Annotated in this window: 10 protein-coding genes; 6 read left to right on the forward strand and 4 right to left on the reverse strand. The window is 42.0% G+C overall.

The features are described from left to right. Window positions 1-742 precede the first annotated feature (742 nt). Together IM509_RS07325 and IM509_RS07330 are read right to left on the reverse strand one after the other, a co-directional pair. Complete coding sequence (locus IM509_RS07325; protein ID WP_185237423.1) at window positions 743-910, reverse strand: hypothetical protein; 168 nt, start codon at window positions 908-910, stop codon at window positions 743-745. Between the two features lie 526 nt (window positions 911-1436). After that, window positions 1437-2861, reverse strand: a complete 1425-nt coding sequence (locus IM509_RS07330; RefSeq protein WP_072927268.1) for a protein adenylyltransferase SelO — start codon at window positions 2859-2861, stop codon at window positions 1437-1439. Between the two features lie 82 nt (window positions 2862-2943). Between IM509_RS07330 and IM509_RS07335 the strand changes: the two genes are divergently transcribed. After that, window positions 2944-3201, forward strand: coding sequence for a CRR7 family NDH-1 assembly protein (locus IM509_RS07335; RefSeq protein ID WP_072927270.1), 258 nt, complete (start codon window positions 2944-2946; stop codon window positions 3199-3201). A gap of 162 nt (window positions 3202-3363) precedes the next feature. Continuing rightward, entirely contained in the window at window positions 3364-3774 is a 411-nt protein-coding gene (locus tag IM509_RS07340) for a salt stress protein, Slr1339 family (RefSeq protein ID WP_072927272.1), read from the forward strand. A gap of 6 nt (window positions 3775-3780) precedes the next feature. Here the strand turns inward: IM509_RS07340 and IM509_RS07345 are convergent, their stop codons facing one another. Continuing rightward, window positions 3781-5010 carry a hypothetical protein gene (locus IM509_RS07345; RefSeq protein ID WP_185237424.1) on the reverse strand — a complete coding sequence of 410 codons (1230 nt, stop codon included), beginning with the start codon at window positions 5008-5010 and terminating at the stop codon, window positions 3781-3783. Between the two features lie 170 nt (window positions 5011-5180). After that, window positions 5181-6890 (reverse strand): 2-succinyl-5-enolpyruvyl-6-hydroxy-3-cyclohexene-1-carboxylic-acid synthase, encoded by a 1710-nt coding sequence (menD, locus tag IM509_RS07350; protein ID WP_185237425.1) that lies wholly within the window; start codon window positions 6888-6890, stop codon window positions 5181-5183. 280 nt (window positions 6891-7170) lie between these two features. Between menD and IM509_RS07355 the strand changes: the two genes are divergently transcribed. From IM509_RS07355 to IM509_RS07370, 4 genes are all read left to right on the forward strand, one after another. Beyond that, window positions 7171-7581 carry a M67 family metallopeptidase gene (locus tag IM509_RS07355; RefSeq protein WP_004162447.1) on the forward strand — a complete coding sequence of 137 codons (411 nt, stop codon included), beginning with the start codon at window positions 7171-7173 and terminating at the stop codon, window positions 7579-7581. Between the two features lie 6 nt (window positions 7582-7587). After that, window positions 7588-8100, forward strand: coding sequence for a cobalamin biosynthesis protein (locus IM509_RS07360; RefSeq protein ID WP_185237426.1), 513 nt, complete (start codon window positions 7588-7590; stop codon window positions 8098-8100). A 7-nt stretch (window positions 8101-8107) separates the two neighbouring features. Further along, entirely contained in the window at window positions 8108-9283 is a 1176-nt protein-coding gene (locus tag IM509_RS07365; protein ID WP_185237427.1) for a lipid-A-disaccharide synthase-related protein, read from the forward strand. Window positions 9284-9665: 382 nt separating this feature from the next. Continuing rightward, window positions 9666-9974: a DUF4164 domain-containing protein gene (locus tag IM509_RS07370; protein ID WP_185237428.1), complete on the forward strand. Its 309-nt coding sequence runs from the start codon at window positions 9666-9668 to the stop codon at window positions 9972-9974. Window positions 9975-10079 lie beyond the last annotated feature (105 nt).

The raw sequence follows: 10079 nt of genomic DNA on the forward strand, positions 1-10079 counted from the left end.
GAAATGGGGCGAAAGTCTGTGGACTCTGTGTAAGACAGTACATGGTTTTTTAACTGTGGTATGCGACGGTGGTGGAAGCAGAAACTTAAATCGTGAGGTTTAGGAATCGCCGCCCTAAAAGTGCGGCGAGGATGTCAAGGGACTCATCGTGCGCTCATTTTTGGCAGCCAGAGTAACCTTTGGGGTGGTTGGGTTTCGCTTTTTCAAGTGAATTAAGCTATTTTCGACCCAGTATTGTTTCGCTCAACCCAACCTACGAGGGGAGGCGATCTGCTACGCAGTGCCTTCAGCATCGCACTTAAACTCACAACTTCAATCAATGTGCATGGTGCGTTCCCCAAAATCGATCGGTGGAGCAGTAAGACCCCCATTAGGGAACGCACCCTACGGCTCTTAATGATTGGAGAGGAAACATTGATCGCCAAGTCTGGTCAATTTTTGTCCAAATTCCTCAACTTTCTCCATGAGATCAAGGCAATTACAATGATCGTCAAAAGCAAAAGAAAGGTTATCGTTCCAATTGATTGAGAAATCCAATTTTTGTAAACTAGCACTCCCACCAAGACGATTTCTAAACTTGTAGAGATCGCCAAGCCAAGTACCAAAAATACAGAACTCAATAGGAATCCCAATCCGGACATTCCCTTATTGTTAAACATGGAATCCCAATAAAATATAACACCAATAGCATTTGGCAAACAAATACAGATAACTATTACCAGAAGTACGCCAATTGTGAATATTACAGGTTCTTCGTTACTTGGTATGGTTCGATAGGGGGGCATAAATCGACTAAATCCTTATCTGGCAAGAGACTTAATTGATTAGTTCGCTCTAGAAAAAAACAATTAACAAAAATCGCTAAATGCCTTTCTATATAAGGGGTCCATCCCTTATAACTCCCGTCCATTGCATAACACAAACCGAAGAGCCATATTACATTTCTGAGCAACATACTAATTGCACTCTCTTTTGTGATTAGACCTGCTTTTAAAATTTGGTAGAGTCTGTCAGCCTAACTACACATTATAGGTCAACTTTCTGCACAACACTCTCCAGAGTAACGATATGGGTCAACTTTCGGCATATTACCTCATTTTAGTACAATCGCAAGAAACTTTCCCCATATCACACCCAAAAGCCTGTTAGCCAGATTAGTTTACTGCAAACAATCTCTTTTAAGGAGACTGATCACAGAAGCTTTCTAGAATTTTGGCAAAGATTCTTAGATCTGACGGCACTTTGTCACAAAATTTTACTATTATTTTGGCAATCTTAATGGTTAGAAGGGAAACATTGATCGCCAAGTCTGGTCAATTTTTGTCCAACGCATTTCAGGAAATGACCTAAATAAGTAGCTAGAGATAATTAATTACACATATTTAACTACCTGTTGCCTATTCTAACCAAGAAATTAATTTTGTCCTCTTACTTAATTACTGTTTATTTTGTAATTTTATCACTAATTCTTGGAAAGGTTGCCAATCATCGTTATAAGTAATTGCTTCCCAAACCGATTCGATTAGCGGTCTAAGTAAAGCGGTTTTAGGATTATAATGCTTTAAGGTATCGCCAATTTGAGACAAGGAATCTAGGGGTAATTGATTTAAGACCAAACTATATAACTCTTGCCAACGTTGCCAATCAGCTTTCGGTAAATCCATATTTTCAAGAATTAGAGAACTATTTTCTCGCCAACCGTAGTTAAATTGTTCACTTAATTGATAGAAAAATTCGTGATAACCGAGGCCAGTTTCTTGGAGAACTTCCACGGTTTTGCTGACCAGTAAAGCGGATTCGGGAGTAAAAATATCCTCAAAACCTAACTTTTTGAGCATCATTTTTTGATAATAAAAATTGTAATGCTGGTCATAGTTAGCCAAAGCCATATCTAACTCTAACAAAGAGACAACCATGGCCAGGGGAGATTGCAGTAACTCTAGATTTAAGCGACAGATAAAAGGCTGATTACCGTAACTATAACGACCACCGTAGTCGAAATAGGCCGCCGTAAATTGGGGGTTATAGGAAGGAATAAAAGCGTACGGACCATAATCGAAACTTTCCCCAGTAATTGACATATTATCGGTATTGAGAACCCCATGACAAAAACCTGCGGCCATCCATTGGGCTGCTAATTTAGCGGTTCTTTCAATCAAAGCGGCGTAAAATTTTAAATAGCGATCGCTATCTTGGTGATCGATTTCAGGATAATAATAAATAATCACATGATCGAGGAGTCTTTTAATTAAATCGGCACGTTTAATATGAAATAAACGCTCAAAAGTACCGAAACGAATATGAGAATTACTAACTCGAATCATCACCGAAGATCGCGTCGGGGAAGGTTCATCACCGCGCCAGAGGGATTCCCCCGTTTCCACCAAACTGAGACAGCGAGAGGTATTCACCCCTAAACCGCGTAAAGCTTCCCCAGCAAAGACTTCTCTAACTCCACCCTTGAGAGTTAACCTACCGTCCGCATGACGGGAATAGGGAGTCCGTCCCGATCCTTTCGTACCAAAATCGTATAATTTGCCATCAATACCCCTAACTTGACCGTAGAGAAAACCGCGACCATCCCCTAAAAAAGGATTATACTCGCCAAATTGATAACCGTGGTAACGCAGGGCCAAAAAGGGGGTCAGGGATTGAAATTTGCCAAAAGCCTCGATAAAATGCTCATCTAAGGTTAATTCTGGCTGGATTCCCACCAAAGGTAATAAAGCATCATTGCGAAAACGAAGGATATGATGGGGAAAATCCGCGGCCGCAACTTGATCGTAGTATTGGTCCCCCAAGTCCTGCATGGCGCTTTCGTAGGGGAGACTGAGAAAGGGATTGGTGAGATGGTCTGTCATAGTGGTGGTGTCGATCGAGCTTTGAGGCGATAAAGTGGTAAAGATAGCCAAAAAATTTTCCTACTGAGACTATCAAACAGCGATGCCCGATTCTATTATGTATCAAGGGGACTATTTTCTTGTCCTCGAGGCCGATCAACCTGAACAATTCCAGACTCCCGACCAGTTGCGGGATAAGTTAAAAGATTTAATCAGTGCAAAACCGGAGATTTGTCCCCGACAATTGGCGAAATTCTCTAGTTTTGAGGAAAAAGCTCTCTATCTGCGCGATAATTACTGCGAGTTAGACCTGGGTGAGGAGGGTTATTTACAATGGTATGTGGTCCGTTTGGAAAAATAAGGGAACCCATTATTAAGTAGTTAGGTGTTACAAACTGTTAGACACCCCCCTTATCAAGGGGGGATCCATCTTCAATGTAATTATAACCAGCTACTTAGTTATTAAGGCAGAGGCAATCAGAGTAATTATCTTTTTAACTTTTTACTTTCTAACTTGATCATTATGGGAGCAATAGAAGATTTACTGGCACAAATGAAGGCAGAATACCAGAAACGGGATCAGGAAAAACCGATGCCGTCCCCTTCTTCTCGCCAAGAAAAAGATCGTTCTCCGTCCGAATTTAAGGTTAATTATGCCGGCGATTCTTCTACCGATGCGCTTTTAAAAGCTTTAGCCTTAGAAAACCAAGAAAGGCAACAACAGGAGGCAGCGGAAAAAGAAAAAGCAGCGGCATTAAAACAGCAGCGTAAGCGACAAGCTTTAACTAAAAAGGCGAAGCAATGGTTAGATAAATTGGATGCCAAATCGGAGGAAGGACGCTGGTTTGAGGAGTTTTCCTATAGCTACGATTCTCCTTTAGAAGCGGCGATTACCTATCTAGAAGCTTTGGGAGAAGTGGATATTTCTAAATGATCAGGTCTAATTTAAAGTGGTGGGTAAATTGGCCGCGTCAAAAACTCGATTATGCCACCAAATATTATCACCAGCTATAATATTTGTGCCGTAACGGGGAACGATACCATAAACAGTGCCAGGGTCATAATCCAAAGCTTCACTGATGAGATTGTAGAGACGTTGTAGATCAAAACCCCGGGGGTCACAATGGGGATATTTTCCTTGATTAATCAGAAAACTATCCACGGCAAAATGGCTGACAATTTGCGGTAATTGTCCCGTTTGTAAGGCTGCGAGGAGATAATATTTCGCCGTTTGTTGGTATTGAAAATCGCTGTAACCGGGGAGGGGTTGCAAGCGTCCTTTGGTCAAACAGTGGGATCCCGGCACTTGTACCAGTTCAATGTTAACGCTGGAGATAACCCGACGATTTCTTTCGGCAAAAATTGGTCGCAAGCGATCGCAATTAGGGTGGGATAGCTGCTGACAAATCGCTTCTGTTGCCCATAATGCGGTAGTTTTTGCCCCATCAAAGTAATTTATGGGATATTGCTTGACTAAACGCTTAAAGACGGCTTCTGAAGGCGTATTTAACCAAATTCTCGCCCTTTTTTCTAACTCAGGGGCCGATCGCGTACTCAAGGGAACACCCTCTAAAGCAAGAGCAAAACCCTTGACGCGGATGGTTTCTGGGGTAAGTTGCCACAGTTGACGCACTAATTGATCTCTGGTGTCTGCGGGCAGCATTTCGGCTGCTTGTTCATAAAAAGTGGCCGTGGGACGGTGACGTTCAAAAAAAGGCCGGGCGATCGAGTCTAAAATATCTCTATCCCTGGAATGCGGTTTGCGGGGGATGTAAACATTGGGACCCAATTTCATCGGACCGCGAGCATATTTTTTCTGTTCTTCGATGTTACCCGCAGTCATACTCCAAGCTGTATCGTGGAGAATAAACAAAGGAGTGCGATCGAGGGTTAATTCGGTTTCTGGCGGGTTAATTTGCAAAAATTCGGCGATTTTCTGCTTTTCTAACTCATCTAGACTCTTACCGGCTAAATTCTCCCCCACAGTGGAGGGATTAAAAATATCTATGGTTGCAGTGGAGAGACTAGAGCTATTCAGTTTTAAAATCAGTAGGGACAAGACCAAACTAATCACCAAAGAAGTCACTCCCCATCGCCATTGTTCCGGGGGAAAGATAGAATATCTAGGGAGAGAAATTTGTCTGGATTTTTGCCGTCTTTGTCGATTCATCGGGCCTTTTTTACGCGCTTTCCACCCATTGTATTCACTTTCTCGAAAAAGGGAATTAATACTAAATCCGTTGAGTATATGCTACCTATCAGGATAGGCACTCTTGCAATAGGCAGCTTTATTCTCCCCACTTCCCCACACCCCACACCCCACACCCCACACCCCACAACCTACACATAATTACTGAGGAACCATTGGGTATTAAAAGCTCGATCGCAGGATATTTCTAGTAATCTTATCCCTGATTCCGGCAAAACTGCGATTTTTTGCTCAAAATCAGTCCAATCACTGATTAAATGGTAATCGATACCGTAGGTGTGACAGAGTTGGCAAAAGTCGATATTTTGGGGAGTGGCAAAAAATTCTTCAAAGGGAGGGTCAAATTTGGCGATCGGCAACATCTGGAAAATGCCTCCCCCCTTGTTATTGATTAAAATTATGGTCAAGGAGCCAACAAAATATTTTTTGATTAAAAAACCATTTGTATCGTGTAATAGGGCTAAATCTCCCGTTAATAGCAGACTAGGGACATTTTTATAAGCTATTCCTATAGCAGTGGAGAGGTTGCCGTCGATGCCATTGGCCCCGCGATTAAAATAGGGACGAATTTGGCGATCGCTAGGCGGGTTAAAAAACTCGGCATAGCGAACAGGCATACTATTAGAGATAAAGATCGGGGTGCGGGGGGGGAGGTATTGGGAGAGCAGCCAGGGGATTTTTCCTTCAATCAGTTTAGTCTCTGCTGCCAAAAGGCGATCGATGGTTAATCTAGCTTGCTGGTCGAATTTTTGCCATAATTCTCGATATTCTCGGTTATTATCGGGTTTTTCTGGGAATAGATGCCCTAATTGCTCGATATTTCCCCTGAGATGTCCGGTTTTTCCCTGTAGAGGATCGTAATTATCGGGATGGGGATCGATAATCCAGCGAGGACAGTCGATTTCTTCTAACCACGTCCGTAATTCTTTGCTGGTGGGTAATTCGCCAATTTGCAGGACAACATCGGGGGTTAATTGGGTTTTAATGGCAGGATTCCGCAATAATAAATCATAGGTGGTGATCAGATGGGGATTTAACCCTGCATAGTTTCGCAGAGGAGATAAAGCTTCCGCTAAGATGGGATATTGTTGCGATCGGGCTAAATCAGCGATCGCCTGACAGTAACTTTCAGGGTTTTGCGGGGAAGCTAATCCCGCGATGATAATTCCTTTGGAGGGTAAAGAATTAATTTGGAGAATTGAGTGGTTAATTGGCATATTTTGCCGAGATATGTGGCTAAAAAAAGCCTCTTGGTCAAAATTAGCCTCTAAATTGTTAATTTCTAGATCGGGAGTTGGTGCGAGGGGATCCCGAAATGGTAAGTTCAGATGCACCACTCCGGGGACAGGATCGAGACAGCGCCACCACGCGTGGATGATAGTTTGACGGAGATAGCGTAAACGCTCGATATTGGCACTAGGACAGCTAATTTCCGCTTGCCAGTTGGGATAATTACCGTAGAGTTTGACTTGATCGATAGTCTGACCGGCGTGAGCATGACGCAATTCTGGGGGGCGATCGGCGGTTAGAATTAATAAAGGGACATGACTTTCTTTTGCTTCAATGACTGCGGGATAAAAATTAGCCGTGGCAGTGCCAGAAGTGCAGACTAAAACCACCGGTTGATATAATTGTTTGGCTAATCCCAGGGCAAAAAAGGCGGCCGAGCGCTCGTCTAAGATGGGAATAGCTTCAATCTGGGGATGTCTTGCCAAGGCTACCGTTAAAGGAGTCGATCGCGATCCGGGAGAAACCACCCCTATCTTCAATCCCAAACGGGCCAATGTTTCGACTAAAATAGAACCCCAAAGTGTATTAAGATTGCGAAAATCGATCGACATTTATCAGTTCAGTGGCAAAGGTTAGGGAACAATAAGATAAATTTAACATTGGCTGGAACCGGCCAAGAATAAGTTATTCCTAAGTCAGCGATGCAGAAGTTACTAAAAGAGAGCGAAGGCAATTAGTCCCTACAATAATATTATTGCGCCAATGGTAAGGGCGCATCGCGTACGGACAAAATGTCCTATAGATATTTCGACCAAATTGAGATGCACCCAGTTTTCAAGTTCCCTATAGCCAAAGCAAACTAACATCAATAGGTTTTGAAAATTTTCCCTTATGATCCTGATTACAGACCAAATTTCCCAGCGTATTTTCACCCACGCAGAATCCACCTATCCCGAAGAATGTTGTGGGTTACTCTTGGGAAAAATTACCGAAACCGCAGCCCAAGTGATCACCGTGCAAACCACAGAAAATAACTGGTCAGGTAATAGGAAAAACCGCTTTAGTATTGCTCCAGAAGTGCTTTTACAAGCTCAAAAATCGGCGCGGGAAAACCAGCTAGAAATTATCGGTATCTATCATTCCCATCCCGATCATGCCGCCATTCCCTCGGAAATCGATCGCCAATTAGCCTGGTCAGGATATACTTATTTAATTGTCTCCGTCGTTTCAGGACGAGCGATCGATTTACAAGCTTGGCAACTGGACGAAGGCGAACAATTTCAACCGGTAAAAATATTGTAGTCTTGTATGACTAGCGCTTCCCCTACTTTCCACTCACCCGCAATCGATTTAATCGGGATAGGTCCCCTGTGGACTGGTTTTAGCCAACCTGGTTTTTACCCCGATCCTTCCGGGGTAAAAGTGCAGTACCATGGACGAGTATTATGGCTAGGAATAGGTTGCATCCGTGGGACGGAGAAAGCGGTCATAGATAGGGCAATTAGGGATGTTTTTAAGCGTTATCACCTCTCTTTAGCCGCTATTGCCGGTATTGCCACCCTTGACATCAAAGCTAATGAACGGGGTTTAATTGCCTATTGTCAAGAGCAAGGATTGCCACTAAAAACCTTTACTGCTGAGGAGTTGAGAGATATTAATGTCCCCAATCCCTCAGCTATTGTCCACAAGAAAGAAGGAACCCCTAGCGTCGCTGAAGCTGCCGCTTTAAAAATGGGCGATACTTTGCTAGTCAGCAAGCAAATAGAAGCAAAATCGGTGACGGTGGCGGTTTCTTTGGCAGCAAGGGAATATAGAGGATAACAAATCGATGCTTAAACAGGTTTTATTTCTTAGTAATGGTCATGGTGAGGATTTAAATGCTAGTTTAATTCTGGGGGAATTACAAAAAATTCAGCCCCAATTATCTATAGCTGCTTTGCCTTTAGTGGGAGAGGGAAAAGCTTATCAAAAATTGTCAGTACCAATTATTGCCCCCACTGCCACTATGCCATCGGGGGGAATTATTTATACCAATCCTTTGAATTGGATTAAGGATATTGGTGCGGGATTAATCGGTCTAACTATTAAACAAATTCAGGCAGCTTTTAAAGTTAGCAAGGATTGTGATTTATTGATAGCAGTGGGGGATATCGTGCCGATTGCGATCGCTTGTTTAACTGGTCGTCCCTTTGTGGCTTTTATTGTTTCTACTTCCAGTTATTACGAAGGCACAATTAAATTACCTTTACTGACAAAATTATGTTTAAGATCGAAGAATTGTTTAAGGGTTTTTACCCGGGATAAATATACAGCAACAGACCTAGAAAATCGGGGTATTAAAAAAGCAATTTTTGCCGGTTATCCGATTATGGATGTCCTAACACCAACGGGTAAAGATTTAGAATTAGATAGTCAAATTCCCATGATTGCTTTATTAGCGGGGAGTCGTTTACCCGAAGCTTTGAGTAATTTGGCTTTACAGTTACAAGTCTGTGAGGAAATAGTTAAAATTAAACCGATACAGTTTCGGGCTGCTATCATTCCTAGTATCAGAGAAACCGACTTAGAAAATTTAGCTAAACAAGAAGGATGGCATTATTTAGGAGCGGGAAAATTAGAGAAAAATGGGGCTTTATTGTGCTGTTATCGTGATGCTTTTGCGGATATTCTACACCATTGTGACGCTTGTTTAGCCATGGCGGGTACAGCAGTAGAACAAGCAGTAGGATTAGGAAAACCCGTCCTACAAATACCCGGATTTGGTCCCCAATTTACCTATCCTTTTGCTGAGGCACAGATGCGCTTATTAGGGGAATCGGTGATAACTATTGGACAGAAACCCACGGAGGGAAATTTATTTAAAAATGCCGCGGTTAAAATTATTGATATTTTGGCAGATTCTCGTTATTTACACAGATGTTTAGAAAATGGCAAAATTAGAGTGGGAGAGTCCGGAGGTAGCAGAAATATTGCCGAGGAAATTTATAGCATTTTTCAAAATTAATGGCAGAGATAGTTATACTAAATCCGTTGAGTATAGACTACATATCAGGAGAGGCAATAAATAATCAGTTTTTAATAACCAGATTTGGGATTAAGATAAAATTATTGTACTATCATTACTCCCAGGGATGTTACCAAAATGTCTAACGAAACCGTTACTTATAGTCTTGAATCCGTCCTCAAGGAAATCAAAGACAGAATGTAGGTTGGGTTGAAGCATGAAACCCAACACCTGCAAGGGTTACGCTACTGCTAACCCATCCTACAAATAATTGTGCTTCCCTACATATCAGGAGAGGCAATAGGTAATCAGTCTTTAATAACCAGATTTAGGATTAAAATAAAATTATTGTACTATCATTACTCCCAGGGATGTTACCAAAATGTCTAACGAAACCGTTACTTATAGTCTTGAATCCGTCCTCAAGGAAATCAAAGACAGCATCAAGGAAGTTAACCAAAAAATCGATACCTTGCAACAGGATATTAACCAGAAATTTGAGAAAATCGACGAACGGCTAACTAAGCTAGAGGTAGGACAAGCAAAACTAACTGAGAAAGTCGATGGGATGGATAGAAGACTAGAAAAGCTGGAAGGAACCCAAAAAAATCAAGTTTGGACGTTAATTATCCTTTTAGGAGGAGCGATCGGCACAGCAGCGTGGCGCTCTTTCTTTTCTGGTAATCCTTAGAAATATTACCATAATAATAAATGCTAGGTAATCAGTCTTTAATAACCAGATTTAGGATTAAAATAAAATTATTGTACTATCATTACTCCCAAGGATGTTACCAAA

Source organism: Microcystis sp. M31BS1 (assembly GCF_020245285.1).
Lineage (GTDB): Bacteria > Cyanobacteriota > Cyanobacteriia > Cyanobacteriales > Microcystaceae > Microcystis > Microcystis panniformis.

Coding starts and splice junctions, on each gene's coding strand:
- IM509_RS07325 (WP_185237423.1), bottom strand. CDS start 910: ATGGACGGGAGTTATAAGGGATGGACCCCTTATATAGAAAGGCATTTA.
- IM509_RS07330 (WP_072927268.1), bottom strand. CDS start 2,861: ATGACAGACCATCTCACCAATCCCTTTCTCAGTCTCCCCTACGAAAGC.
- IM509_RS07335 (WP_072927270.1), top strand. CDS start 2,944: ATGCCCGATTCTATTATGTATCAAGGGGACTATTTTCTTGTCCTCGAG.
- IM509_RS07340 (WP_072927272.1), top strand. CDS start 3,364: ATGGGAGCAATAGAAGATTTACTGGCACAAATGAAGGCAGAATACCAG.
- IM509_RS07345 (WP_185237424.1), bottom strand. CDS start 5,010: ATGAATCGACAAAGACGGCAAAAATCCAGACAAATTTCTCTCCCTAGA.
- menD (WP_185237425.1), bottom strand. CDS start 6,890: ATGTCGATCGATTTTCGCAATCTTAATACACTTTGGGGTTCTATTTTA.
- IM509_RS07355 (WP_004162447.1), top strand. CDS start 7,171: ATGATCCTGATTACAGACCAAATTTCCCAGCGTATTTTCACCCACGCA.
- IM509_RS07360 (WP_185237426.1), top strand. CDS start 7,588: ATGACTAGCGCTTCCCCTACTTTCCACTCACCCGCAATCGATTTAATC.
- IM509_RS07365 (WP_185237427.1), top strand. CDS start 8,108: ATGCTTAAACAGGTTTTATTTCTTAGTAATGGTCATGGTGAGGATTTA.
- IM509_RS07370 (WP_185237428.1), top strand. CDS start 9,666: ATGTCTAACGAAACCGTTACTTATAGTCTTGAATCCGTCCTCAAGGAA.